This window comes from Amycolatopsis sp. DG1A-15b (assembly GCF_030285645.1).
GTDB lineage: Bacteria > Actinomycetota > Actinomycetes > Mycobacteriales > Pseudonocardiaceae > Amycolatopsis.
Window position 1 is genome coordinate 9,154,423 of sequence record NZ_CP127296.1, and the last position, 25,450, is coordinate 9,179,872.

Consider the following 25,450-nt stretch of genomic DNA (forward strand, 5'->3'; position numbering starts at 1 on the left):
GACGGAAGTGCTGGCCGAGCTCGAGGCCCCCAGGATCGGGGTTCGTCAGGCCGGGCGGCCCGCGCCCGCGTAGTCGTCGCCCTTCGAGTGGTACGTGTGGATCTGGATCGCCTGGCCCTCGGTCGGGGCGTTGATCATCAGGCCGTTGCCGAGGTACAGGCCGACGTGGTGGATGCGCGTTGCCGGGCTGCCGTAGAACACCAGGTCGCCCAGGCGGGGCTCCTGCGCCGGCGGGACCGGCGGGAGCGCGCGGAACTGGCTGTCCGCCGTCCGCGGGAGGGCGACGCCCGCGCTGTCGTACGACGCCTTCGTCAGTCCGGAGCAGTCGAAGCCCGCCGCGCCCGCGTCCGGGCCGTTGCCGCCCCAGACGTACGGGAGGCCGAGCTGGCCCAGCGCGAAGCGGGTCGCGCGGACACGCGGCGAGCCCGCCGATGCCGGGTCGAGCGACAGCGTCGCGTACAGCTGCGCCATGCCGAGCACGCGCTGGCGGAACAGTTCGGTGTCGCTGCCCGGGTGGTACGCCGCGATGGCCTTCCACCAGCCGGGGCCGGCGCCGAGGTCGGTGCCGCCCGCGCAGAGGACGCGCCCGGCCGCGACCGGCGCGTCGGAGCCGTACTTCTTGGCCTGCGTCGCCGAGAGGCCCAGCAGGTTGCCGCCGCCCCGGCCGTGGTCGGACGCCGCCGCGCCGACACCCGCGAGCGTGACCCACGAGAGGTGGCACGACGGGTCTTCGCTGCGCAGTGCGAGTTCGCCGTTCGCGTAGCCGATCAGCGCGTCCGCGGGGATGTCGAGGGGCCCGGCCAGCTGGTCGGCCCACTGCTGCAAGGGGCTTTTGCCGCCCTGGCCGGACGCGCCCTGGCCCGGTTCCTGCGCCTTCACCGGTGCACTGACTTCGAGGACCGACGGGCCCGACGCCGCGTCGCGCACCACCGGCGGGGGAGCCGGGACGGCCGCGGGTTCCGGCGACCGGTCGGCCAGCAGCCAGCCCGCCGTCACGAGCCCGGCGACGAGCGGCAGCGCGACCAGACCGCGCAGCGCAGCGCCACGGGCCCACGAACTCGGCTTCGTCGTCACAGGTTCCAATCTAGAAGAGCGCACCTCTTAGTGAACGAGCGAGTAGCTTGCACGTTAGGGGGACTCCCATATTGTGGGCACATGCCCGAGATCGACGCTGTCCGGCTCACCACGGCGCTCCAAGATCGTTACGCGAAGGTCGACGTCGTCGAACGCACCGGCTCCACCAACGCCGACCTGCGGAAAGCGCTCGAAGACGGCGCCGCCGACCGGACCGTCCTGCTCGCCGAGGAGCAGACCGCGGGGGTCGGCCGGCGAGCCCGGTCGTGGAGCTCGCCGAAGGGGGCCGGGCTGTACCTGAGCGTCGCGCTCCGGCCGGGTGTCCCCTTCTCGGTGCTCGGCTCACTGTCCGTCGTCGCCGGGCTCGCCGTCCGCGCGGCCGCTGCGTCCGTCGGAGTGGACGCCGTGCTCAAGTGGCCCAACGACGTCCTGGTCGACGGCGCCAAGTGCGCCGGCATCCTCGCCGAGGCCGTCGCCGGGGACGACCCGTCGATCGTGCTCGGCATCGGCCTCAACGTGCTGCCCCTCGGCGACGTCCAGCCGGGCCCCGGCGGGCTGCCCGCGACGTCGCTGGCCGAGCAGGGCGCCACGAACACCGACCGCACCGACGTCGCCGTCGCGCTGCTCACCGGGTTCGACGACCTCGAGCGGCGCTGGCGCCTCGCCGGCGGCGACCTCACCGAGGCCGGGCTGCTCGGCGACTACCGCGCCCACTGCGCGACCCTCGGCCAGGACGTCGAGGTGCAGCTGCCGGACGGGACGTCGCTGACCGGGCGCGCCGCCGACATCGACGCCGCCGGGCAGCTGCAGGTCGACGTGGCGGGCGGGCAGCGGCACACCGTCTTCGCAGGTGACGTGGTCCACGTGCGTCCGGCCTGATTCTTCGGGTGTTGCGCCCACCGCCTCCTCGCTCGCCGGTACGGTGAGACGACACCGCCGCACCGACCTTGGGAGCGTCCGCCGTGGCTTATCCGGACGATTTGCTCAGTGAGCAAGAGCACGTCGTGGTGCACAGTCACCCCCACTTCAAAATGCTGATCTTCCCGACGCTCGCGTTCCTGGTCACCGTGGGCGCCGGCATCTGGCTGGCGCTCCTCGCGAAGGACGCCGGCTCGCCGTGGAACACGGTCGGCCTGATCGCCATCGGGGTCGTGGTGCTCGTGCTGATCGTGTGGCTGTTCCTGGCGCCGCTCGTGCGCTGGCGGACCACCCATTTCATCGTGACGACGGACCGGCTGATCGCCCGCGAGGGCGTCCTCAAGCGCACCGGCATCGACATCCCGATGGGCCGGATCAACAGCGTCCAGTTCGAGCACGGCCTGCTCGACCGGGTCTTCGGCTGCGGCACGCTCATCATCGAGTCGGCGTCGGACGAGCCGTTGCGTTTCGAGGACATCCCGCACGTCGAGAAGGTGCACACGGTCATCTACCGCGAGGTCAACGACAACCCGTACGACGACTACCGGCCGGGTGCCCCGCAGCAGCCCCAGCAGACCACGCCCCTGCCGCCCCAGGGCCGGCCGCCGCGTGGCGAGCGACGCCGCTGATGGGCACGCGCGCACTGGGCCTGCCCGAACGGGTCCCCTCGGCGGGGGAGCTGCCGGAGTCCGTCACGATCTGGGAGGTCGGCCCGCGCGACGGGCTGCAGAACGAGAAGGCGATCGTCCCGGTCGAGGTCAAGCTGGAGTTCCTCGACCGCCTCGCGGGCGCCGGGCTCACCACGCTGGAGGCGACCAGCTTCGTCCACCCGAAGTGGGTGCCGCAGCTCGCCGACGCCGAGCAGCTGCTGGCCCGGCTCGACCGCCGCCAAGGCGTCCGGTACCCGGTGCTGGTCCCGAACGAGAAGGGCCTGAACCGGGCCCTCGAAGCCGGCGTCGAGCACATCGCGATCTTCGCCAGCGCGACGGAGACGTTCGCGCGCAAGAACCTCAACTCCTCGCTCGACGACCAGTTCGCGATGTTCGAGCCGGTCGTCACGCGGGCCCGGGAAGCGGGCTTGGCCGTCCGCGGATACCTCTCGATGTGCTTCGGCGACCCCTGGGAAGGCGTCGTGCCGGCGAAGCAGGTCGCCGCCGCCGGCCGCCGCCTGCTGGACATGGGGTGCTCGCAGCTCTCGCTGGGCGACACCATCGGCGTCGCGGCGGCCGGGCAGGTCGAAGCGCTCATCGGGCTCTTCGGCGATGTCGGCACTTTGGCCGTGCACTTCCACGACACCTACGGTCAAGCTCTCGCCAACACGCTCGCGGCGCTCCGATGTGGAGTGTCGACTGTGGACTCTTCGGCGGGCGGGCTCGGCGGCTGCCCGTACGCCGAATCGGCCACCGGCAACCTGGCGACCGAGGACCTGGTGTGGATGCTGGAGGGTCTCGGGGTGGCCACCGGTGTCAACCTGGACGCGCTGGTGGCGGCCAGCGTGTGGATGGCGGGACAGCTCGGCCGCCCGAGCCCGTCCCGCGTGGTCGCCGCACTGTGTTGACCGGGGCCAGGGGCTCCGCCACCCGGAGCCCCCGAAGGAGAAACTGACCTCGTCGCGCCCCGGGGGAAGGGGTGCGGTATCAAGGGGGACCGGCAGCGCCGCGGCCGCGTCGAACAGCGTGTGCCCCCGGGCACCGACCGAGCCGGAGGATGGGTGTGACCGAGCCTTCCGAGGCGGGCTCCGAACCGGTCGAGGCCGACCTCGACACCGGGCCGGTGCAGCTGCCCGGGTACGGCATGGCGGATTCGGGCGCCTTCGAAGAGGCCCCGACCCCGCCCTCGGGCAACCCCGCGGCCTGGCCGCACGCGGTGTCGCCGCTGCTGCCGCCGTTCCCGCTGCCCCCGGCTCCACCGGCCCCGCCGACGCCGGCCCCGCTGCCGCCGCCGGTGGCCGGGCCACCGCCGGTCGCGGGCCCGCCACCGAACCCGGGGTCGCCCGCACCGCTGCCGCCGCTCGGCTCGCCGCGCAAGGAACGGGAAAGCGTCGTCGCGCTGTTCCTGGTGCACATGTTCCCGATCGGGCACCTGCCGGTGGCGATGGACAAGCCGGCACGCCAGCTGCCGCTGCCCGACGACCCCGACGGCTTCCCGCCGAACGACCACCCGGACGCCCGGCTGATCTTCGACGACCAGGCCCTGACCAACGTCACCGCGGGCTTCCGCCGCTCGCCGACCGCGCCGTCGCGGCCGGTGCCGCGGCACCTCACCGACGGGTACGTGCCGTACGCGCGCGCCACCCAGGCGGTCTGGATCCGCCGGTTCGTCGTCGGGCACAGCGATCTCGGCCCCGAATACGCGTGGCCACCGGGCGAGCAGTTCCCCGAGAGCAGCGTGGACTGGCCCGAGCCGGTGATGGTCCCGGCCGACACGGTCCTCGACCGCTTCGGCCCGGCGTACGGGCGGGTGCTCTTCGCCGACGGCACGCCGTTCGCGGAACGCTCCCTGCCACCCGCGTTCCTCGACGCCGAATACCGCCGGTACGTCGTGGTGCGCAAGGTGCCGATGTGGCGCTCGGAGACCGCGAACTGGTTCGGGCAGGTCGGCGGCGGTACGCGGTACCGTGCCCTGCTGGCGGCCGACGAACTGGTGACCCTCGGCTACCTCGCCGAGGCCAAGGGGGAAGAGGACTGATGAACACCCAGTCGATCCAGCGGTGGCTCGGCGTGCTGGGCGTGCCGCCGGAGGTCGTCTCGCTCGGCGCCGAGGTCGACAACGCCTGGTGCCTGATGCAGGGCGAAGACGAGGCGTGGGAGGTGTTCTGGCGCGAGCAGGGCAACCGCTACGACTGGGCGCGGTTCACCAGCGAACAGGTGGCGTGCCACTACCTGTTCGGCCGGCTGGCCTGGGCCCAGGTCGCCCGTGGCGCCGTCGGCCTGCTGCCCGGGTCGTGACGGACGCACGACCCGGGCCGCCCGGTCAGCTCACGGCGTAGGTGAAGATGTGCTCCTGACCCGCGCCGGTGGCGGTGGGCAGGGTGATGCTCCGAACCTGCTTGGCCGGGTCCAGGGCGATCGGGGCCGTCGCGAACAGGTATGACGTGTACGGCCGCTGCAGCCGGAACATGTACCTCGGGAACGCCGAATTCACGTATGGCACCTTCGCGACCACCGTGTTCCCGAACTGCGGCGTCTCCGCACCGCCGTTCAGCAGCCACTCCGACAGGCCCAGAGAAGCTTGCTGCGTCGAACCGTCGGTGTAGGTGACCGTCACCGTGCCCTGGGCGTCGGCGCCGGTCGCCGCGCCGAGGAACGACAGCTTCGTCGCCCCCACCGGCGCGTCCACCGCAAGCGTTTGCCCCGCCGCGATCACGTTGTCCGGCGACCCCGTCGGGCTCGACGGCCAGCGGTACTGCTGCCCGTTCGCGGTCACCGTCCCACCCGGCGTGATGCCGTTGGCGGCGAACCCCTGCGCCGAGTAGGAGAACGCGAACCCACCCGGGTAGAGGTCGGTCTCGCCGAAGTCGCCGTACTGGACGAGCCGGTCGTCGGTGACGCCGACGTTCGTGTTCGCCGCGTGGAGCGTGCCCGGCTTTCCGACCGTCACCGGCAGGTACGCGGGCACCGGTTGCCCGCTGAAGCTCACCGGCACGCTCGTGTACGCGTCCGGCATCCCGGCCGTAGCGGTGACCTTCACCTGCTGCGCGGCGGTCCCGTGCGCGCCCACGGTGAGCGTGCCGCTCGACGGCGTCACGGTGATCCCCGCCGGTGGCTTCGCCTGCCAGGACACCGTGCCCGCGCCGGTGATGCCTTCGACGGTCACCGTGGCGCTGGTGTTTCCGCCCGGCGCGACCACGACGCGGCCCGGGCCGACGCGGCCGCGCACCGGGACCTCGCCGTCGCGGAACGACGGCGGGGCGTCCGAGGCCGCCGAACCCCACGACGTCGGCGACGCGCCGAGGGTGAAGTCCAGCCGTCCGCCTTTCACCGCGAAGGATTCGGGAAGCCACGGCTTGGTGCTCGGCCGGCCGTTCACCTGCAGGTTCCTCACGTACTTCACCGAGCTGGACGCGCCGGGCGCGGTGATCGCGATCCGCTGCCCGGTCGCCCGCGTCAGCGTGATCTTCGGGAACATCGGGCTGGCCAGGACCAGTTCCGCGCGCCCGGGCGCCTCCGGGTACATGCCGAGCGCGGCGAAGACGTACCACGCCGACGTCGCACCGAGGTCGTCGTTGCCGGGCAGGCCGTCCTCGCCCGGCTTGAACAGCAGCTCCGCCGAGCGCCGCACGATGTCCTGCGTCTTCGAAGGCGCACCCGCGTAGGCGTACTCCCACGGCACCTCGAACGACGGCTCGTTCGACATGAACGCGTACGGCGAACTGGCGTCGCTGTTCAGCTTCGTGAAGAAGAAGTCGAGACGCTTCTTCACGGCTTCGTTGCCGCCCATCGCGTCGAAGAGGCCGCGGACGTTGTACGGCACCATCCACGTGTACTGCGCCGCGTTCCCCTCCTGGTAGCGCATCTCCTGGTACTGCGCGGGATCGAACGGCGAAAGGAACTGGCCGTCGCGCATCCGGGTCTGCAGGTAGCCGGTGGCCGGGTTGTAGACGTTCTCCCAGTACTGGGCGCGGGCCATGAACTGCTGGTAGGTGCTCTTCTGACCCAGCCGCTGGGCCAGCTGCGCGATGCCGAAGTCGGCCGTCGTCTCCTCGAGCATGTCCGAGACGTTGTTGGGGTGGTAGCCCAGCGTCAGGTAGTCCGACAGGCCGGGGCGTTCGAGCGCGCGTTCGCCCGCCTGCTGGACGCGGGTGGCGCCGCCGACCATCGACTTCAAGGCACTGCGGGCGTCGAAGTCCGTGGCGCCGAAGGCGTACGTGCTGGCGATGATCGAGTGGTACGGGTCCCCGCCCATCACGCCCATGAAGTCGTTGTTCTGCGACCAGCGGTCCCAGATCCCGCCGGCCTGGTCGGCCTGGTTGAGCATCGACTGCGCCATGTCGGCAGCCTCGTGCGGGGCGAGCAGCGACAGCAGCTGGACCTCGTCGCGGTAGGTGTCCCAGCCGGAGAAGTTCGCGTACTGGGCGTGACCTGGTTTCGCGTGGTGGATCGCCTTGTCGAAGCCGGGATAACGACCGTCCACATCGGAAAATACGTTGGGCTGCAGCAGCGTGTGGTACAGCGCGGTGTAGAACGTCCTGGTCGCCGCGTCCGTGCCGCCTTCGACGGCGATCTGGCGCAGCCGGTCGTTCCACGTCCTGCGTGCGTTGCCCTTCACGGTGTCGAAGGAGTCGTGCCGCTGTTCCAGCGCGGCGTTGAGCCGGGCGCCCGCGGCGTCCACGTAGGACAGTCCGACGCGCACCTGGACCGGTTTCGCCGGGTCGAAGGTCAGGTAGGCGCCGGAGCCGCCCTCGGCGGTGACGACCTGCTTGTCCCACGTCGTCTTGCTCAGGTTGCCGCCGCGGGCGCCGGTCCCGCCGGGCGTCACGGTCGCGTCCTGCCAGGTCCCGGACGTGGTGAACGGCTGGTCGAAGGTGGCCTGGAAGTAGACCTTGTAGGTGTTCGGGCCGCGGCAGAAGTGGCCGCTGGAGACCCAGCCTTCGACCGTGCGCCGTGCCGGGTCCACGGTCACGGCGGCGTCGTCGCTGCCCATCGCGGACTGCGCGACGTCGATCAGCAGGGTGGCGGGCGAGTTCTTCGGGAAGGTGAAGCGGCCCAGGCCGGAGCGCTGGGTGGCGGTGAGCTCGGTGGTGATGCCCGAGTCGGTCGTCACCTTGTAGTAGCCGGGTGACGCCGATTCGTTCGCGTGGCTGAAGGTGGGGAAGTACTTCGTCGCGTCGACGGCGGGAGAGGTGGTCAGGGTGCCGGCGAACGGCAGGAACGGGACGTCACCCGCCGCGCCACCGCAGCCGGCGCCGTTGAAGTGGGTGAGGCTGAAACCGCGGAGGCGGTTCTCTTCCCAGGCGTAGCCGCCATCGCGGTCGCGGGCGTAGTAGCGGCCCTGGCCGGCGGGTGGTTTGGGCTGCAGCGGCGTGTCCGGGCTCCACTGCACCATGCCGAAGGGGACGTCGGCGCCGGGGAACGTGTCGCCGGCGTAGGTGTTGGTCTCGGGGGTGTCGCCGGCCTTCGCGCCGACGAACGGGTTGACGTAGGCGGCGAAATCGCGGTTCGCGGGTTCGGCGTTCGCGAGGGCGGGGCTGGTCAGGCTGACGGTGACGAGGGGGACGATCAAAGCCGCGGTGACGACTCTGCGCATGCTCTTCCTCCCGGGGTGAGCGGATCAGCCGGGTTGACAACGTTGTCAGAAGACCGGGTGACCCGGCGAGCACCCGGAGTGAACCACTGGTGGTCCAGATCGGTCAAGAAGTGCCCGCCAAGCGGCCCATCCCGTCAGCGCTTCAGGATCGCCAGCGCTGCCTCGTGGAGGTGGCCGTTCGTCGAGAGCGCGCTCCCGTTGTCGTAGCGCCCGGCACCGTCCAGATCGCTGAACCGGCCACCCGCCTCGGTCACGATCACCTGCGCGGCCGCGACGTCCCACGGGTTGACGATGCACTCCGCCGCCACGTCCAACGCGCCCTCGGCCACCAGCACGTGGTGCCAGAAGTCGCCGAACGCCCGGGTCTCCCAGCACGCGTCCACCAGGCCCAGGTACTTCTCGCGCGAGTGGTACTCGGTCCAGGAATTGAGGTCCGTTGTGGACAGATAAGCGTCCGAAAGGGACGAAACCTTCGAAACCGACAGCCGGCGGGTGCCGGCCGAGTCGCTCGAGAACGCCCCGCCGCCCGAAGCCGCCCACCAGCGGCGGCCCAGCAGGGGCGCGCTGATCAGGCCGACGACCGGGTCGCCGTCCTCCACGAGGGCGATGAGGGTCGCCCAAACGGGTACTCCTCGCAGGAAGTTCTTGGTCCCGTCGATCGGGTCGAGCACCCACGCGCGGCCCGCCGCGGCCGAGCCGCCGCGCTCCTCGCCGAGCACCGCGTCGTCCGGGCGCTCGGCCGCCAGCAGTGCGCGGATCGCGTCCTCGACCGCGGTGTCGGCGTCGGTCACCGGGGTGCGGTCGGGCTTGCGCTCCACCGCCAGGTCCAGGGCGCGGAACCGCGCCGTCGTGATCGCGTCGGCGGCGTCGGCCAGCCGGGTGGCGAGAGCCAGATCATCTTCGTAGCCAGGCACGGTCACGATGGTTTCACGCCCGTGAGCCGTAGAGTTGGCCAGGTGAGCATGGTCCTACTCGCCGAAGACGATCCGGCTATCGCCGAACCGCTCTCCCGCGCCCTCGAACGTGAGGGATACGAGATCCACGTCGTCACCGACGGCCCTTCGGTGCTCGACGCCACCGCCGCTCAGCGCGTCGACCTGCTCGTGCTGGACCTCGGTCTGCCCGGGATGGACGGTCTGGAGGTCTGCCGCCGCCTGCGCGCCGCCGGCACCGAGCTGCCCGTCCTGATGCTCACCGCCCGCACCGACGAGGTCGACTTCGTCGTCGGCCTGGACGCGGGCGCCGACGACTACGTCGCCAAGCCGTTCCGGCTCGCCGAACTGCTCGCCCGGATCCGCGCGCTGCTGCGCCGGCGGGTGCCCGACGTCCTGGAGGCCGGTGGGGTGCGGATGGACCTCGGCGCCCGGCTGGTGACCGTGGACAACCACGAAGTCCAGCTGGCGAACAAGGAGTTCGAGCTGCTGCGGGTGCTGATGACCCGGGCCGGGCAGGTCGTCAGCCGCGACGAGATCCTCGCCGAGGTCTGGAACGACCTCGAGTCGAAGACGTCCAAGACGCTCGACATGCACATGTCGTGGCTGCGCCGGAAGCTCGCCATCGCCGCCGACGAGGCCGCCGGCCGCACCAGCAAGACCCACGACGGCGAGCGGCGGATCGCGACCGTCCGCGGCGTCGGCTTCCGCTTCAACGCCGAATAAGCCGTGCGCCGCCGCATCCTGCTGGCCATCCTGCTGGCCGTGGCCGTCACCGCGGCCGTCCTCGGCATCCCGCTGGGCATCGTGGCGAGCTGGCAGATCGAGTCGAGCTACCGCGAGACCCTGGCCGAGAACGCCCGCGCGGCGGCCGCGATCCTCGACACCGAAATCGCCAACGGCCAGGAGATCGACCTCGACCAGGTGCGCGCCGCCGTCCCGGCGAACGGGCTGCTGACCGTCCGGGCGAGTGGCCAGACGGAGAAGCGCTACGGCAGCAGCCCGGGCACCGACACCGTCACCGAGACCGCCGACCTCGCCCGCGACGGCAAGGTCGAGATCGCCGTCCCGGCCGGCCCGATGCACGAGCGGCAGACGACGGTGACGCTGGTCGTCGTGCTGCTGGTGCTGCTGTCGGTGGGCACCGGCGCGGTCGTCGCGATCGCGACGGCCAGACGGCTCGCGAAGCCGCTGCGGCACGTGGCCGAACGCGCGGCCCGGCTCGGCGGCGGCGACTTCCGGCCCGACCCGAGCCGCTACGGCGTCGGCGAGCTCGACATGGTCGCCGAAGCGCTGGACGCGTCCGGCACCGCGCTGGCCCAGCTCGTGCAGCGGGAACGCCAGCTCGTCGGGGACGTCTCGCACCAGCTGCGCAGCCGGCTGACGGCGTTGCAGCTGCGGCTGGAACCGCTCACGGTCCACCCGGACGACGAGGTGGCCGACGAGTCGAAGGCGGCCCAGGAGCAGGCGGACCGGCTCGCCGAGGCACTGGACGAGCTGCTGGCGGCGGCCCGCGCGGCGCGCGAGGTCGGCGCGGAACCGGTGGACCTGCCGACGCAGCTGCCGGCGATGGCGCAGGAGTGGCGCGAGCTGCTCCGCTCGGAGGGCCGCAACCTGCGGACGCGCGTGGCCGACGGCCTGATGGCGCGGGCCACCCCGGGACGGCTCCGCGAGGTCATCGGCGTGCTGCTGGACAACGCGCTGCGCCACGGCTCGGGCACGGTGACGCTCATCGCCCGCCGCGGCGACGCCGAGGGCACGGTCGTGATCGAGGTGAGCGACACCGGCCCCGGCGTCCCGGACGAGCTCGCGCCGCACATCTTCGAACGCGGCTTCTCCGGCGGCGGCTCGACGGGCGTGGGGCTCGCCTTGGCCCGGGCCCTGGTCGAGGCCGACGGCGGCCGCCTGGAGCTGTCGAACCGCCGTCCGGCGGTGTTCAGCCTGTTCCTCAAGGTGCCACGGCCGACCGACGTCCCCGAGGTGCGCTGGCCGGCCGAGCGCGTCCCGCGTTAGGCGACAGATCACGGATAATGCGCCCGCTGTGGTGACGATTGTTTTCGGGTTGATTCCGTAACGCCACAATCCGCCTCGCCGACTTTGTGACTATCTCGAATCGCTGACGGAAGGATCCGGAATGGCCGGTCCTCCGATTCGGCGGGAATTTTCCAAGGAGTGGTCACCATGACGAACGTGAAGGTCCGCTGCCCGCACTGCCACCGGGAAACGTGGGTTCGCAAGGGGTACAACGACCCGTGCGAATACTGCGAGAAAATCATCTTCCAGGACTAGGTGGCTGGTCATGGTCGGATTCATCGCGGCGCTGATCTACTTGATCGCTGCGACGGTCGTCGCGAAATGGTATTTCGCGCGGCGACACGGTGTGGCGCCGTCGAAGGGCGACACGGGGACGGTAACGGCCGGCTTGGTCGGCTTGGCGTGGCCGCTGTCCGTGTGGCTTCCCCAGGTACGTCGGCCCGAGCCGTGCGGCCACCACGGGCACGTGCTCGGTCGTCAACAAGTCAGGCAGGAAATGCAGGCAGTCGAGGAATTGAAGCGGGGGCGCGAGCGCTGAGTGGTGAGCGCGCCTTACGGCTCGTCGGCTGCTGCGCGTCCCGCGCCGATCAACGCGGGACGCGCAGGCACCCTGGTCACTCCTGGTGGCGGTACGCGGACGCGTTCTCCCGTGCCCAGGTCGCGAAGGTCAGCGGCGGCCGGCCGAGCAGCCGCTCGACGGTGTCGAAGACGACGCGTTCGTGCGGGGCCGACTCGCGCTTGAGGGCGAAGAGGCCGTCGACGGCCTTCGCGGGCCAGCCGAACATCCGGATCAGGCGCTCCTTCGCGGCGCTTTCGGTCTCTTCGACGTACTTCAGCGGCCGGCCGATCGCCTCGGACAGGATGGCGACCTGCTGCTCGGTGGTCAGGGCTTCGCCGCCGGTGAGCTCGTAGGTCGCGCCTTCGTGGCCGGGTGTCGTCAGCACGAGGGCCGCGACCGCGGCGATGTCCCGGACGTGGATCAGCGCGGACGGCGGATCGGTGTCGGGCACGTACACGGCGTTCTCGTCGCGGATCGAGCCGACCCAGGCGAACCGGTTGTCCATGAAGGCCCCGGGTCGCAGGATCGTCCAGGCCGGCCCGGCTTCGCGGACCGCCTGCTCGGCTTCGGCGTGGGTGCGGCTGACCGGGTCATTCTGTCCGAAGTGGACACCCGTGGTGGACAGCTTGACCAGGTGGGTGACACCGGCCTGTGCGGCGGCCCGAGCGGCGGCCGCTTCCCGGTCGGCGCTGTGGCCCTGGCTCAGCACGAACACGCGGTCCGCGCCGGCCAGCAGGGCGGGCAGGTCCGAGGTGTCGAGGTCCCCGCGGACCACTTCGGCGCGCGGGTCGATCCGGGCCTTCGCCGGGTCGCGGGTCAGCGCGCGGACTTCTGCGCCGGCGTCGAGCAGGGCGGGAACGAGGTGGCGGCCGACCTTGCCGGTGGCGCCGATGACGAAGATCATCGTGGTTCTCCTATCGGGAAAGTGTGACGTGGGGGAGCGCGAACGCCGTGACGAGGCCGAGCGCGAGCACGGGCAGCAGCGCGAGGAACACGCCGTGGGTGCCGGCGTGGTAGGCGAAGCCGAGCGCGACCGGGCCGAGGGCCGAGCCGAGCGCGCGGGCGAGGTTGACGCCGGCGGCGACCGCGCCGCGGTCCGCGGCGGGCGCGGTGTTCTGCGTGGCCATGGCGAGGACCTGCAGGTTCAGCCCGGCCGCGAAACCGAAGACGACCAGGCAGCCGAGCACCAGCGGCAGCGTGTGCACGGTGAGCAGGCCGAGCACCGCGAGCAGGCCGAGCGCCATGCTCGACCGCGGCGCCCAGCGGTAGGCGCCGGTGCGGGCGATGACTTTGCTCGCGACGACGGAGGAGAGCGATACGGCGAGCGTCATGGGCAGCAACCGCAGCCCGCCTTCCGCCGGACCGGCGTCGGCCTGCAGGAAGACCGCGATGTAGTTGATCGAGCCGAGGAACGCGAACCCGGCGAGCACGCTGAGCAGCACGGACACGGTGAACGTCCGGTCGCGGAACAACCGCAGGGGCAGCACCGGCGCTTCGGCCCGCCGTTCGACGACCACGAACACCACGGCCGCGGCCGCGCCGAGCGCGATCGACCACGGCGTGAGCAGGGTGAACCCGGTGATCGCCGTGCCGAGCAGGAGCACGCCGGCGAAGTCGAACGGCGCTTCCCGGCGCCGTCTCGGCAGGTCGAGCGTCTTGAGGCAGGCCAGGGCGACGAGCCCGAGCGGCAGGTTGACCAGGAAGATCGACCGCCACCCGGCGAGCCCGGTGAGCAGCCCGCCGACGACCGGACCGGCGAGCGACGCGACGGCGAAGCAGATCGAGAACCAGCCGAAGTACTTCGCACCTTCGCGAGGTGTGAACATCTCGCCGAGCGAAGCGCCGACGGAGACGAAGAGGCCCCCGGAGCCGGCACCCTGCAGCACGCGCCCGGCGATCAGGAACGCGGCCGACGGAGCCAGGCCGCAGGCGAGCGAGCCGAGCAGGAAGAGGGCGAGCGCGCCCAGGAGCACGCGTTTGCGGCCGAAGACGTCACCGAGCTTGCCGTAGAGGGGCGCGGTGGCGCTGCCGGCGAGCAGGTAGGCGGTGGTGACCCAGGCGTAGGCGCCGGTCCCGCCGAACTCGGCGGCGATCCGGGGGAGTGCGGTGGCGACGACCTGGGCGTCGAGCATCGCGAGGAAAACGGACAGGAACAGGCCCGTGAGGGCGGGTTTCAGGGCGCGCGAGGGCGCGATCGTGCTCAAGAGAAAGACCTTGTTTCGTCAGAAGGGACGAGAGGTGCGGACGGCGTGCGAAAACACGCCGACGTCGAGTCGGGAAAAGGCTTCATCGTCATCCGCGGACGGATGCGACCTCTTCGCGCTCGGAAACCACCTCGAATCGTCCCGCTCGCCCGGCCGAACCCGGACGGCGTCCTCACGAAGGAACACTGACGAGGATGACTATAGACAACTACATGTCAAAAGACAAGTACTTTTGCGTGTCCGGTCAGGGGAGGCGGGTGACCTGGTCGTTGTCCCGCCGCCGCTCGCCCAGCTCGTCCGGGAACACCCACTTCTTGAAGCCCCAGAAGCGGAAGAACATGGCCATCAGCATGCCGATGATCGAGCCGCTCGCGAAGTCCGCGATTTCCTGGACCAGGAACGTCACGTGCGGGACTTCGAGGTCGAGCACGTACCGCGAGACGATCAGGGGGATCAGGTTGACGCCCACCGCGATGCCGCTGATGACGAAGAACAGGGCCGCTTCGTGGTGCCGTTCGCGCCCGCCGCGGGTCCGGAAGGACCACTCGCGGTTGAGGATGTAGGACACGATGGTCGCGACGATGATCGCGATCGCCTTCGCCGTCGTCGGTTTCGGCTCCAGCACGGTCAGCTTCAGCGCGTACCAGACGCCGTTGTCGACCAGGAACGTCGTGCCGCCCACGATCGCGAACTTCAGCAGCTCCCGGTGCTTGATCAGCACCGAACGCAGTGGCTCCGGCGTGCGCTTGAGCACGGTTTCCACAACGGTCACACCACGCAGTCTAGGAGCACACCGCGTTGACCTGTGGTTCAGGCGGCCTTGCTGCCGTGAATGTCCGGATCTTCGACGCTTTCGGCGGGCACCGCGCGCGGGCGGCCGATCGCGTCGGGGAAGACCCATTTCTTGAAGGCCCACCACCGGAACAGCGTGCCCAGCAGCGTGCCGATGACGATGCCGCTGACGAAGTCGGCCACCTCGACGCCGAACGGCGACAGTCTCGGCGCCTGCAGGTCCAGCACGTACCGGGAGAACCACTGCGGCAGCGCGTTCAGGCCCAGCGCGACCCCGCTGAACAGGAAGAACAGCGCGGCCTCGTGCGCGCGCTCCCGGCCACCGCGGGTGCGGAACGACCATTCGCGGTTGGCGACGTAGGAGAAGATCGTCGCGACGAGGACGCCGACGATCAGCGCCGTCACCGGGTGGGTCCGCAGCACGGTGAACTTCAAGCCGTAGTTGACGGACATCGTGATCACGAAGCTGATCCCGCCGACGACGGCGAAGCGGAGGAGCTCGCGATGCTTCTTCAGCAGCTCGCGCACCGCGCGGACGCTACCCCGTCAGCCAGCCGAAAACCTTCGCGGGGCTGACCGTCGGCGGCTTGGCGCCGGGCTTCCCGCCGGACCGCGGTGGTGCGCTCGTCGTGGTCGAAGCCACCGGCGGCTCGTTCGACGGCTCGTCGGTGTCCGTCGTCGTCGCCGGTGGCTTCGACGTCGGCTTCGTCGGCGTCGGCTTCGGCTTGGACGGAGTCGGCGTGGGGACCGACGGGATCGTCGGCGTGGGCAGCGGATCCTGGCCGCACCAGTGGCGCCAGCAGCCGAAGTCCACGGTCACCGGCGGCGGCGCCGCCCGGCCGAGCTGCGCGGTGATCGCCACCCGGCCCCCGTTGGGACGGCCCTGCAGCCGCACCCACAGGTTGACGTGCTGACCCGGCGCCACCGCGCTCTTCGTCGTGCAGCTCGCGCCGTCGCCGGTCGTCGTGCAGGGGAAGCCGCGCAGGCTCCACCACTGCTTGAGCGGGTGGTCGAAGGTGACCGTGACCGGCTTGGTCGTCTCGCCGGTGTTGCGGACCCGCACGTAGACCAGCGGGTGGTGGTTCCAGGGGAACGCCGACAGCCCGTCGCCCTGGGCTTCCAGGACCACGGCGTCCGGCGGGAGCTTCACGGTGACCTTGACGCTCACGTCGACGGAGATCTGCACGCCGGCCGTGACCGACCCGTTCACCGTGCCGCCCTCGGCGTCTTCGCCTGCCTGCAGCCGGAAGTTCAGCGTCGCGCTCTGGCCGGGTTGCAGGCCGGCGCCGGTCTTGCAGGTGACCGTGCCCTCGCCGCCGGGGCAGTTCACCGAGATCGGGCCGGGGGCGTCCGCGCGCGCCAGCGGTGCGCCGCCACCGCCGGTGTCGACCGCGCGCACCCCTCGCGGCAGCTTCAGCGCGACGGCCACCGGTTCGGACACACTCCCGCCGTCGTTGCGCACGGTGATCGGCAGGTTCGTCGCGGCGCCCGGGCTGAGCTCGACGCCGCCCGGTGGGGTCGTCGCCGACATCGACGGCGGCGCCGGGGCGGGTGGGGCCGGGGCGGGTGACGGTGCCGGGGCAGGGGGCGCCACCGGCGGCGGAGCGGGCTCGACCGGCGGGGCCTCGGGCGGCGTGGGCGGCTGAGGTGCCGGGGGCTGAGGTGCCGGGGGTGCCGGCTGCTGCGGCGCGGGCGGTGCCGGAGGCGGCGGCTTCGGGGCCGGTGGTTCGACCTGCTGGGCCGGTGGCGGCACCGAGGCGGCGACCGGGACCTCCTGCGTCCCGCCGCCCGCGGTGAGCGCGATGACGACGGCCACGACGATCGCCGTACCCGAGGCGGCGACGCCGGCGAACTGGCGGGGCCCCGCGGCGGCGGCTCCCGCACCCGCGCCGGCCTTGCCGCCGGCCGCCGCGGCACCGGCGGCGGCTGCTCCCGCGGTGGCCGCGGTGGCCGCGCTCGCCTTCGCGGCGCCGATGGTGGCGAGGTAGCCCAGCGCGGCGCCGCCGAGGACGATCGGGGCGATGATCGCGCGCAGCCCGCCGTTGACGTCGGCCAGCTCCGCGGCCAGTGCCCGGCACCGGTCGCACTCGTCGAGGTGGCTCTCGACCTGGGCGCGTTCGCGTTTGGACAGCCCGTCGCGGGTCCACGCGCCGAGCCGCTCGGCGCAGGCGTGGCAGCGTTCCTCGGCGTTCTCCTGCAGGTGGACCTGCAGATATGCCTGGCGGAGCCCCTCGCGGGCGCGGTAGGCGAGCGCGGAGACGCCGTTCGCGGTCAGGCCCAGCAGCGGCGCGACCTCGGCCGGGCTCTGCTGCTCGATCTCGGTGTGCCAGAGCACCGCCTGCCAGCGTTCGGGCAGCCGCGCGAACGCCTTGGCGGCCATCGTCCGCTCGAGCCCGGCGACCGCGGTGTCGGAGAACGGCACGGTCAGCGCCTCCGCCGCGGCGCCGCCGACCTCGGTCATGTCCTCGTTGAGGTCGACCCGGCGCTCCTTGCGGGTGCGGTCGTAGGCAGTGTGACGCAGCGCGGTCAGCAAGTACGCCCGGAAGGCTGTATCCGGGCCTTTGCCGCCACGGAGCGTGTCGAGAACCTTGGCGAACGCCTCGGACACGAGGTCGTCGGCTTCGGAGCTGGAGCGGGCCAGCTGGCGGGCCAGATTGCGGGCCGCGCCGGTGTGCCGTTCGTAGAGCGTGCCGTACGACGCGATCTTCCCGGAGCGGACTTCCGCAATCAGCTCGGAGTCACTCTTTCCGCTGAGATCGGCGGGAACGGTGGACACGGCACTCCTCGGTCGGCTAGGGCCAGGACCTGCCATTACAGGCCGATCCCGGACGCGAGACCAGTGTGACTGACCCACCTCCGGCGGTCACGTCGTGGTCGGCGTGATGACTCCGACGGCGGAGCAAAATCACCCACCCCCGGCCCCGGCCGGGGAAAGCTTCCCGACAAAAACCGCGACAAAAACCGCTCAGTACGCGTCACGGTGCCCATCGGGGTACGTCCTCATCGTGAAGCGACGGACAAGATCGCTGCGAACCGGACGAAAGGGGCGGGTGGCCAGTGGATGTTCCGGCTACGCGCCCCGGCTCCGATAACACCCCTGACACCCCGCCGACGCAGGCCGAGCGGGACGCCTCCCTGCGCGCGCTGCGGGCCCGCTGGCGCACGGCCAGCGTCGCCGCGGGCTGGCGGTTTCCCAGTGACTGGGCCCTGCCCGAGGTCGACGCCGTCTGCGCGGCGGTGATGGCGAAGGGCCGCGTCGAAGCCGCCGAAACCGCGCTGGCCGGGCTGGCCAGGGCCCGGGCGGCGGCCGGTGCGGGGCTGGCGGAGACCCTCGCCGACCTGGCCGCGCTGCACGCCGTGCTCGGCCACGGCGGCGATGGGTTCGTCACGACGGACGTCGACGCCACGCCGGCGCGGCTGCTCCGGACCACCGCGCTGGCCTGGGCGGACGTCGCCACCGACCAGCTCGTGCACACCGAGGTCACCGACTCGCTGACCGGCCTGCCCACGGCCGCCTACCTGCGCACCCGGCTCGCGGAGCTCTACCGCGCCGCCACCGCGCGGGAGCGGCCGGCCGCCGAGGACCACGTGCTGCTCGTCGTCTCGCTCGACCTCACCGCCGTCGCCGGGTTCCCCCGGCTGACCGGGATGATCCTGGTGGCGGACGCGCTGCGGACCGTGTTCGACAGCGGGCAGAGCGTCGCTTCGCTGGGGCCGTCCGTCGTCGCGGCCCTGGTCCCGAAGGACGAGCGGGTCGCTTCGCACGGCGTCGCGCTGCGAAGGGCGTTGCACGAGCGGCTGTCGGTCGACACCCAGCTGGCTGACGTGGGCAGACCCCGCGTTTCGGCGGTGCGGCTGCCGGCCACGCACGAGCTGGCGTGCGACCTGCTGGCCCACCTGGCGCGCGCGTAGAACACCGGAAGAGCCCGGTTCGGCCCGGACCCTTCCGACCGGGAGCGGGCCGGTCATGATTTCCTGGTGCGGTGACCCGGACCGTATCCACCGACGTCGACGGCGAAGTCGCGGCCAGATCCCAGCACCGCCTGGCCCTGCGGAAGTCACTCGCCCGCCTGTCCGTCCGCCCGCGGTCGATCCTGATCCTGTCGGTGATTCCGCTGGTCGCGATCGGGTACGGCATCTACGGCTGGCAGCACGACTGGGTGCTCGGCGTCGACAGCGCGGTCTACCGGGCGGGCGCGCTGTCGCTGCTGCACGGCGACTCGCTCTACGACGCCAACACCCTGCCCGACGAGCCGTGGTGGGCGCTGCTGCCGTTCACCTACCCACCGACGGCGGCGCTCATCTTCATCCCGCTCGCCGCGTTCCCGACGCAGATCTCCTGGGGCCTGATCACCGCCGTCTCGCTGGGGGCGATGGCGCTGTCGATCCGGATCGCGATCGGCGCGCTGCCGCGGCCCGCGGCGGACGGTCCGCGCTGGTGGGCCTCGCCCGCCCGCTCGACCATCGTGTTCTTCCTGGTCCTCCTCGCCCTCGAGCCGGTGTGGCGGACGATCTTCCTCGGCCAGATCAACCTGATCCTGATGGCCATGATCCTGCTGGACATGCTGGTCATCGGCACCCGGGGGAGCCGCTGGGGCGGGGTGCTGGTCGGGGTCGCGGCGGCGATCAAGCTGACGCCGCTGGTGTTCCTCGGGCACCTGTTCATCACCGGCCGCCGCAAGGACGCGATCCGCGGGTTCGCGACGTTCGTGCTGCTCCAGGGCCTGATGTTCCTGATCAACGCCCATGACGCCGCCAAGTACTGGACCGTCACGCTGCCGGACACCGGCCGGATCGGGCCGGTGCACTGGGCGGGCAACCAGTCGCTGAACGCGCTGATGAACCGGGCCACCGACCTCGCGCCGTGGGCGTCGAAGGCGGCGATGGGCATCGGGTTCCTGCTCGCGATCCCGGCGCTGTGGCTGCTGATCCGCTTCCACCGCAAGGGCCAGGCCCTGGCCGCGCTGCTCGTCACCGCGTTCTGGACGCTGTTGATGTCGCCGATCTCGTGGACCCACCACTGGGTGTGGGTGATCCCGCTGATCGTGCTGCTGGTCTCGCGGCTGCCCAAGACCACTCCGAAGACGGCGTGGAAGCGCTGGGTCGGCACCGGGCTGGTCGCGTTCGTGTTCGTCAGCTGCGTGCTGCTGATCCTGCCGAACGGCCGCAACGTCGAGCTGCACTGGAAGGTGTGGCAGAACGTCCTGGGGGACGCCTACATCCTGATGCCGGTCGTGCTGGCGTTCGCCCTCGCGTTGCGCTGGGGCCTGCAGCGGCGGGCGCGGAAGAAGGTCGCTGCGGACGAGCATGTCGACGTCGCGACCGGCGTCTGAGGCGCGCGCCGGCCGCTTTCTCGCCGGCGGTCTCGCGCTGCTCGTGCTGGCTTTCGGCGTGGTCGTCTGGCTGGCCGGGTGGCACCTCGGCGCGGACAGCGCCGTGTACCGCGCGGGCGCGTTGACGCTGCTGCACGGCGACCCGCTCTACACACGGGACGTGCTGACCGCCCTGCCGGACTGGGTGCGGCTGCCGTTCACCTACACCCCGGCCGCCGCGCCGCTGTTCCTGCCGCTCGCCCTGGTGCCATCCGGCCTGGTGTGGGGCGTGATCGCGGTTTTGTCGGTGGTCGGTCTTATGGTCGTGATCACGGTGGTTTCGTCGTCGCCGGGGAGCACACCGCTTCTGGGAAGAAGCTGGTGGGCACTCCCGGCGGGAACGGCCATCGCGCTGGCGCTGGAACCGGTGTGGAAGACGCTGTTCCTGGGCCAGATCAACTTGATACTGATGGCGTTCGTGGTGCTGGACGTCCTGGTGCTCTCGCTGCGTGGCAGTGCTGATGGGCCCTCGGCGGGAAAGCGTGGCTCGGGCCGGCGGTGGGCGGGCGTGCTGATCGGCGTGGCGGCGGCGATCAAGCTGACCCCGCTGATCTTCGTGCCGCACCTGTTCTTCACGGGCCGGTGGAAGGACGGGCTGCGGGCCCTGGGCACGTTCGCGGCGCTCGAAGCGGCGATGTTCGCGGTCATCCCGGTCGACGCGGTGCGGTTCTGGCGGGATTCGGCGACCGACCCGAGCCGGGTCGGGTCGGTGCACTGGATCTTCAACCAGTCGCTCAACGGGCTGGTCAACCGGGCCTCGGCGCTGGCTCCCTGGTCGCTGGCGGTGGCGGCCGGGGTGGCGGCGGTGCTCGCCGTGCCGGCGGTGTGGCTGGTCGTGCGGCTGCACCGGCGTGGCGAGGACGCGGCCGCACTGCTGGTGACGGCGTTCTACGGGTTGTTGCTGTCGCCCGTGTCGTGGTCGCACCACTGGGTCTGGTGCGTGCCGTTGCTCACGCTGCTGCTGGTGAAGGCGCGGTGGTGGGCCGCGGCGGCGGTCGCGCTGCTGTTCGCGTCGCAGATCGTGATGCTCGTGCCCAACGGCGGCGACACGGAGTTCGGCTGGGGCCTGGGCTGGTCGGTCCTGGGCAACGCGTACGTGCTCGCGGCGGCCGCGGGGATCCTCGGCCTCGCGGCGCGTGAGCTACGTCTGGTCCGGCGGTCACCGCAGGTGGTCACCGTCTAGTCTGATCGGCGCTATGGACAAACACACCGGTCTGCCCGTCGTGGGCATGGTGGGCGGCGGCCAGCTGGCCCGGATGACCCACCAGGCGTCGATCTCCCTCGGCCAGTCCCTGCGCGTGCTCGCCGCGGGCGAAAACGAAGCCGCGGGGCTCGTCGCCGGCGACGTCACGCTGGGGCACCACACCGACCTCGACGCGCTGCGGAAGTTCGCGGCCTCGGTCGACGTGCTCACCTTCGACCACGAGCACGTGCCGGGTGAGCACCTGCTGACGCTGGCGACGGAGGGGCACGTCATCCGGCCGGCGGCGACCGCGCTGGGGTTCGCGCAGAACAAGCTCGTGATGCGCGAGATGATGGCGGCCCTCGGCGTGCCCGGGCCGGCGTTCGCCGAGGTGTCCACTGTGGACGACGTGGTGGCGTTCGGCGGCGAGCACGGCTGGCCGGTGGTGCTCAAGGCGTCGACCGGCGGGTACGACGGCCGCGGCGTCTGGATGCTCGACACCACGCAGCACGCGCGGGAGACCGTGCCGGAGCTGCTGGCCGCGGGCACGGCGCTGCTGGTGGAGGCGAAGGTGGCGATGCGGCGGGAGCTGTCCGCGCTCGTCGCCCGCTCGCCCTTCGGCCAGGGCGCGGCGTACCCGGTGGTCGAGACGGTGCAGACCGGCGGGATCAACACCGAGGTCCTCGCGCCGGCGCCGGGGCTCGACGACTCGCGGGTGCACGAGGCCCAGGACCTGGCGCTGCGGATCGCGGCGACGCTGGACGTCACCGGGCTGCTCGCGGTCGAGCTGTTCGAGACCGACACCGGGCTGCTGGTGAACGAGCTGGCGATGCGCCCGCACAACTCCGGGCACTGGACCATGGACGGCGCGCGCACGTCGCAGTTCGAGCAGCACCTGCGGGCGGTGCTCGACTACCCGCTGGGCCGGACCGACCTGGTCGCGCCCGCGTGCGTGTCGGCGAACGTGCTGGGCGCGCCGGAGCTGCCGGAGATGGGCCCGGACGAGCGGCTGCACCACCTGTTCGCGCGGTACCCGGAGGCCCGGGTGCACCTGTACGGCAAGCAGGAGCGGCCGGGCCGCAAGCTCGGGCACGTCAACTTCACCGGCGAGCGCATGGAGGACCTGCGCAACCGCGCGCTGCTGTCGGCGCACTGGCTGTCCCACGCCGTCTGGCTCGACGGCTACGAAATCCACTGACGGGAGAGGTCGGTATGGCGCCGCAGGTGGGCGTGATCATGGGCAGCGACTCGGACTGGCCGACGCTGGAAGCGGCGGGCGCGGCCCTGGACGAGTTCGGCGTCGAGTACGAGGTCGGCGTCTACTCGGCGCACCGCACCCCGCAGCGCATGCTGGACTACGCGACGTCGGCGGCGTCGCGCGGCCTGCGCGTGATCATCGCGGGGGCGGGTGGCGCGGCCCACCTGCCCGGCATGGTGGCGTCGGCGACGGTGCTGCCGGTGATCGGCGTCCCGGTCCCGCTGAAGTACCTGGACGGCCTGGATTCCCTGCTGTCGATCGTCCAGATGCCGGCGGGCGTCCCGGTGGCCACGGTCTCGGTGGGCGGCGCCCGCAACGCGGGTCTCCTGGCGGTCCGCATCCTGGCGGCGTCCGACGAGGGCCTGCGCGCGAAGATGGCGGAGTTCCAGGCGGATCTGGAGAAGCTGGTCCTGGACAAGGACGCGGCGCTGCGCGCGAAGACGGGGCACTGACCGGTCCGTTCGCGGCGTCTTGTTCGGATTCCCCTCCGGCGTCCGGAAGAGACGGGCATGGCGAACACGCTCACCGCCCAGCGCGACGAACTGGCACTGGGCATGGGCTACTTCGCGGCACTGGCGGTGGTGGTGGGGCCGCGCGTCACCGAGAACCGCACCGGCAGCCGGCGGCCGACTCGGAGCCCGGCGAGGAGCCGGCGACCGCGCTGGATGCTGGGCCGGTGCCGGGCGTGAAGCCGGGGACCGAGTCGCAGGCTGGGCCGGATACGCGGGCGGAACGGGAGTCGGGAGCGAAGCCGCAGCCGGGCGCAGAGCCGGCGGCCGAGGCTCAGGCTGAGTCGTCGCCGGGCCACCGCCCTCGTCGACTTCGGCTCGATTCCGGAGCGGGCACCGAGATTCCCGCCCTGGTTCCGGGACGGCGCCGGTGCGCGGCCCTACCTCTCCGACGGCAAGATCCGGTTCGTCGAACAGGGCAAGCCGGAGCACCTGGTGATCCGCGCGAAGACCGAACGGTGCTTCTGCCTCTGGCGCGTCCGCATCGAGTACTCCTACCGCGGTGACAAGCACACCCTCGTCGTGCCGCCGCCTTCGCGACCACCCCACCGGGTCGAGTACACCATGCGCATCGACTGCCTCGCCCAGCCCGCGAGCTGCCGGTTCAAGCCCACGTTCTAGTCGAGCTCACCGATCAGCTGCTGCCGCAGCTCGCGCTTCAGCACCTTCCCCGCCGCGGACACCGGGATCTGCTCGACCACGTGCACTTCCCGCAACCGCTTGTACGGCACCACCTTCTCGTTGACCGCGGCCATCAGGCCGTCGGCGTCCAGCGAGCCGCGGGGCACCACGAACGCCACCGGCAGCTCGCCGACCTCGGGGTCGGGGCGGCCGACCACCGCGGCCGCCGCGACGCCCGGCATCGTGATGAGCAGCTCCTCGAGCTCGCGTGGGAAGACGTTGTAACCCTTGTACAGCAGCATGTCCTTCTTGCGATCCACAATGGACAGGTAGCCATCCGGGTCGAGGATGCCGATGTCGCCCGTGTGGAGCCAGCCGTCCACCAAGGCCGCCGCCGTCTCCTCGGGGCGGTTGCGGTAGCCGAGCATGATCTGCGGCCCGCGCAGGCAGACCTCGCCCTTCTCGCCCGGCGGCAGCGGGTCCTCGCCGCCCTCCGCCGGGACGACCTTGACCTCCGTGTCGAAGATCGGCAGGCCGACCGAGCCGACCTTGCGCGTGCCCGACCGGTACGTCGGTGAGATCACCGCGCCCATGGTCGCCTCGGTGAGGCCGTAGCCCTCGGTGACCACCACGTCCGGGAAGCGCGTGCGCAGCGCGTTGATCATCGCGTGGTTCATCGGCGCCGCACCCGAACCGATCGAGCGGACCGATGACAGGTCGGCGGTGTGGAACGACGGCGTCGCGAGCAGGGCCGCGAACAGCGCCGGCGCGCCGCCGATGCCGGTGATGCGGAGCCGTTCGGCGTCGGCGACGTACGCCGCCGGGTCGAAGCGCGTGTGCAGGACCATCGACGTCCCGGCGATCACCGCCGCGTTGAGGCCGCCGATGATGCCCATCGCGTGGAACCACGGCGTCAGGTTGATCGCGACGCCGGTGCCCAGGCGGGACGGCCACTCGTCCTCGCTGCCGATCTGGTCGATCGTGACGTCGCCGCGCTCGTCGAGCGCCGGGACCGAGCCGGTGCCCCAGCAGGCGTGCTGCAGCGTGTTGACCACGACGTTGCGGTGCGACAGCCGTACGCCCTTGGACCGGCCGGTGGTGCCACCCGTGTAGGCGAGGTGGGCGAGGTCCTCGTGGATGTCGAGATCCACGGCCGGGGGCGTCTCCGGCTGCGAGGCGTGGAACGCCTCGAACTCGACGGCGTTCTCGGGCAGGCCGGCGACCGGCTGGACGACGACGGTGAACCGCGCCGGGATCCGGTCGGCGACGCTCGCCAGTGCCCCGGCGACCGGGCCGTACGTCACCACGGCGGCCGCCTCGCAGTCGGCGAGCTGGAAGGCGAGGTCGTCCGGCGGGAGCAGCGGGTTTGCCGGGCTGAAGGTGGCCCCGGCCAGCAGGGTGCCGTAGTAGGCGACCGGGAAGGCCAGGCAGTTCGGCAGGTGCAGCGCCACGACGTCGCCGCGGCCGATGCCGCGTTCGCACAGGGCGTTGGCGAACCGGCAGGCGGCTCGGTGGGTCTCGGCGAAGGTGAGACTACCGCCGTCGTGGGCGAAGGCGGTCCGGTCGCCCCAGCGCGCGGCACCGGCCGCCAGGATCGAAGCGACGGGGACTTCGGGGTAGTCGAGGGAGGCGGGCAGACCGGGCGGCGTCGTCGGCGCGGTGATCGGCATCACCCGACCATACGAATTCTGCGGTCAACGCCACAAGGACGACGCAGGTGAACGAGCGCTAACATCGACGGAACCCCT

The 25,450-nt window shown here is 71.7% G+C and carries 24 protein-coding genes; 15 read left to right on the forward strand and 9 right to left on the reverse strand.

Features of this window, described 5'->3' with window-relative positions; all coding sequences use genetic code 11:
* Positions 1 to 45: 45 nt before the first annotated feature.
* Positions 46 to 1,074: a C40 family peptidase gene (locus tag QRY02_RS42580; protein ID WP_285988349.1), complete on the reverse strand. Its 1,029-nt coding sequence runs from the start codon at positions 1,072 to 1,074 to the stop codon at positions 46 to 48.
* Between the two features lie 81 nt (positions 1,075 to 1,155).
* Between QRY02_RS42580 and QRY02_RS42585 the strand changes: the two genes are divergently transcribed.
* The 5 genes from QRY02_RS42585 to QRY02_RS42605 all read left to right on the forward strand — a co-directional run bounded on the left by QRY02_RS42585 (position 1,156) and on the right by QRY02_RS42605 (position 4,940).
* Positions 1,156 to 1,953, forward strand: a complete 798-nt coding sequence (locus tag QRY02_RS42585) for a biotin--[acetyl-CoA-carboxylase] ligase (protein WP_285988350.1) — start codon at positions 1,156 to 1,158, stop codon at positions 1,951 to 1,953.
* Positions 1,954 to 2,036: 83 nt separating this feature from the next.
* Positions 2,037 to 2,621 carry a PH domain-containing protein gene (locus QRY02_RS42590; RefSeq protein WP_285988351.1) on the forward strand — a complete coding sequence of 195 codons (585 nt, stop codon included), beginning with the start codon at positions 2,037 to 2,039 and terminating at the stop codon, positions 2,619 to 2,621.
* Positions 2,621 to 3,550: a hydroxymethylglutaryl-CoA lyase gene (locus QRY02_RS42595; RefSeq protein WP_285988352.1), complete on the forward strand. Its 930-nt coding sequence runs from the start codon at positions 2,621 to 2,623 to the stop codon at positions 3,548 to 3,550. Before QRY02_RS42590 ends, QRY02_RS42595 begins: the two co-directional genes overlap by 1 nt.
* A 149-nt stretch (positions 3,551 to 3,699) precedes the next feature.
* Positions 3,700 to 4,680, forward strand: a complete 981-nt coding sequence (locus QRY02_RS42600; RefSeq protein ID WP_285988353.1) for a TNT domain-containing protein — start codon at positions 3,700 to 3,702, stop codon at positions 4,678 to 4,680.
* Entirely contained in the window at positions 4,680 to 4,940 is a 261-nt protein-coding gene (locus QRY02_RS42605) for a hypothetical protein (RefSeq protein WP_003105220.1), read from the forward strand. The genes QRY02_RS42600 and QRY02_RS42605 overlap by 1 nt, the downstream gene beginning before the upstream one ends.
* Before the next feature lie 25 nt (positions 4,941 to 4,965).
* On the opposite strand, the gene QRY02_RS42610 is transcribed toward QRY02_RS42605, so the two are convergent.
* Together QRY02_RS42610 and hisN are read right to left on the reverse strand one after the other, a co-directional pair.
* A complete protein-coding gene (locus tag QRY02_RS42610; protein ID WP_285988354.1) occupies positions 4,966 to 8,238 on the reverse strand; it encodes a GH92 family glycosyl hydrolase in 3,273 nt (1,090 codons plus the stop codon).
* Positions 8,239 to 8,372: 134 nt separating this feature from the next.
* Positions 8,373 to 9,158, reverse strand: a complete 786-nt coding sequence (gene hisN, locus QRY02_RS42615; protein WP_285988355.1) for a histidinol-phosphatase — start codon at positions 9,156 to 9,158, stop codon at positions 8,373 to 8,375.
* Between the two features lie 42 nt (positions 9,159 to 9,200).
* Between hisN and QRY02_RS42620 the strand changes: the two genes are divergently transcribed.
* The 3 genes from QRY02_RS42620 (at position 9,201) to QRY02_RS42630 (ending at position 11,742) form a co-directional block, all read left to right on the forward strand.
* On the forward strand, positions 9,201 to 9,896 hold the full coding sequence (locus QRY02_RS42620) for a response regulator transcription factor (protein WP_285994081.1): 696 nt from the start codon (positions 9,201 to 9,203) through the stop codon (positions 9,894 to 9,896).
* Positions 9,897 to 9,899: 3 nt separating this feature from the next.
* On the forward strand, positions 9,900 to 11,183 hold the full coding sequence (locus QRY02_RS42625; protein ID WP_285988356.1) for a sensor histidine kinase: 1,284 nt from the start codon (positions 9,900 to 9,902) through the stop codon (positions 11,181 to 11,183).
* Between the two features lie 286 nt (positions 11,184 to 11,469).
* The gene (locus QRY02_RS42630) at positions 11,470 to 11,742 is read left to right on the forward strand and encodes a hypothetical protein (RefSeq protein WP_285988357.1); all 273 of its coding nucleotides are present in this window, start codon (positions 11,470 to 11,472) and stop codon (positions 11,740 to 11,742) included.
* Between the two features lie 76 nt (positions 11,743 to 11,818).
* Here the strand turns inward: QRY02_RS42630 and QRY02_RS42635 are convergent, their stop codons facing one another.
* From QRY02_RS42635 to QRY02_RS42655, 5 genes are all read right to left on the reverse strand, one after another.
* The gene (locus tag QRY02_RS42635; RefSeq protein WP_285988358.1) at positions 11,819 to 12,667 is read right to left on the reverse strand and encodes an NAD(P)H-binding protein; all 849 of its coding nucleotides are present in this window, start codon (positions 12,665 to 12,667) and stop codon (positions 11,819 to 11,821) included.
* A gap of 10 nt (positions 12,668 to 12,677) precedes the next feature.
* Positions 12,678 to 13,967, reverse strand: coding sequence for an MFS transporter (locus QRY02_RS42640; protein WP_285988359.1), 1,290 nt, complete (start codon positions 13,965 to 13,967; stop codon positions 12,678 to 12,680).
* Between the two features lie 244 nt (positions 13,968 to 14,211).
* Positions 14,212 to 14,739, reverse strand: a complete 528-nt coding sequence (locus QRY02_RS42645) for a GtrA family protein (RefSeq protein WP_285988360.1) — start codon at positions 14,737 to 14,739, stop codon at positions 14,212 to 14,214.
* A gap of 38 nt (positions 14,740 to 14,777) precedes the next feature.
* Complete coding sequence (locus tag QRY02_RS42650; RefSeq protein ID WP_285988361.1) at positions 14,778 to 15,287, reverse strand: GtrA family protein; 510 nt, start codon at positions 15,285 to 15,287, stop codon at positions 14,778 to 14,780.
* A gap of 10 nt (positions 15,288 to 15,297) precedes the next feature.
* Positions 15,298 to 17,535: a sigma-70 family RNA polymerase sigma factor gene (locus QRY02_RS42655; protein WP_285988362.1), complete on the reverse strand. Its 2,238-nt coding sequence runs from the start codon at positions 17,533 to 17,535 to the stop codon at positions 15,298 to 15,300.
* Between the two features lie 281 nt (positions 17,536 to 17,816).
* Here QRY02_RS42655 and QRY02_RS42660 point away from each other — a divergent pair, with 281 nt between their 5' ends.
* From QRY02_RS42660 to QRY02_RS42690, 7 genes are all read left to right on the forward strand, one after another.
* A complete protein-coding gene (locus QRY02_RS42660) occupies positions 17,817 to 18,671 on the forward strand; it encodes a GGDEF domain-containing protein (protein WP_285988363.1) in 855 nt (284 codons plus the stop codon).
* Between the two features lie 71 nt (positions 18,672 to 18,742).
* Positions 18,743 to 20,092, forward strand: coding sequence for a glycosyltransferase 87 family protein (locus QRY02_RS42665; protein ID WP_285988364.1), 1,350 nt, complete (start codon positions 18,743 to 18,745; stop codon positions 20,090 to 20,092).
* Positions 20,067 to 21,314, forward strand: coding sequence for a glycosyltransferase 87 family protein (locus QRY02_RS42670; protein ID WP_285988365.1), 1,248 nt, complete (start codon positions 20,067 to 20,069; stop codon positions 21,312 to 21,314). Before QRY02_RS42665 ends, QRY02_RS42670 begins: the two co-directional genes overlap by 26 nt.
* A gap of 13 nt (positions 21,315 to 21,327) precedes the next feature.
* Positions 21,328 to 22,512 (forward strand): 5-(carboxyamino)imidazole ribonucleotide synthase, encoded by a 1,185-nt coding sequence (locus QRY02_RS42675; RefSeq protein ID WP_285988366.1) that lies wholly within the window; start codon positions 21,328 to 21,330, stop codon positions 22,510 to 22,512.
* Between the two features lie 14 nt (positions 22,513 to 22,526).
* Complete coding sequence (purE, locus tag QRY02_RS42680; RefSeq protein ID WP_285988367.1) at positions 22,527 to 23,024, forward strand: 5-(carboxyamino)imidazole ribonucleotide mutase; 498 nt, start codon at positions 22,527 to 22,529, stop codon at positions 23,022 to 23,024.
* A 57-nt stretch (positions 23,025 to 23,081) separates the two neighbouring features.
* Positions 23,082 to 23,261 carry a hypothetical protein gene (locus QRY02_RS42685; protein ID WP_285988368.1) on the forward strand — a complete coding sequence of 60 codons (180 nt, stop codon included), beginning with the start codon at positions 23,082 to 23,084 and terminating at the stop codon, positions 23,259 to 23,261.
* A gap of 255 nt (positions 23,262 to 23,516) precedes the next feature.
* Entirely contained in the window at positions 23,517 to 23,702 is a 186-nt protein-coding gene (locus QRY02_RS42690) for a hypothetical protein (RefSeq protein WP_285988369.1), read from the forward strand.
* On the opposite strand, the gene QRY02_RS42695 is transcribed toward QRY02_RS42690, so the two are convergent.
* The gene (locus QRY02_RS42695; protein WP_285988370.1) at positions 23,699 to 25,372 is read right to left on the reverse strand and encodes a class I adenylate-forming enzyme family protein; all 1,674 of its coding nucleotides are present in this window, start codon (positions 25,370 to 25,372) and stop codon (positions 23,699 to 23,701) included. The two genes, QRY02_RS42690 and QRY02_RS42695, sit on opposite strands and share 4 nt — an antisense overlap.
* Between the last annotated feature and the right edge of the window lie 78 nt (positions 25,373 to 25,450).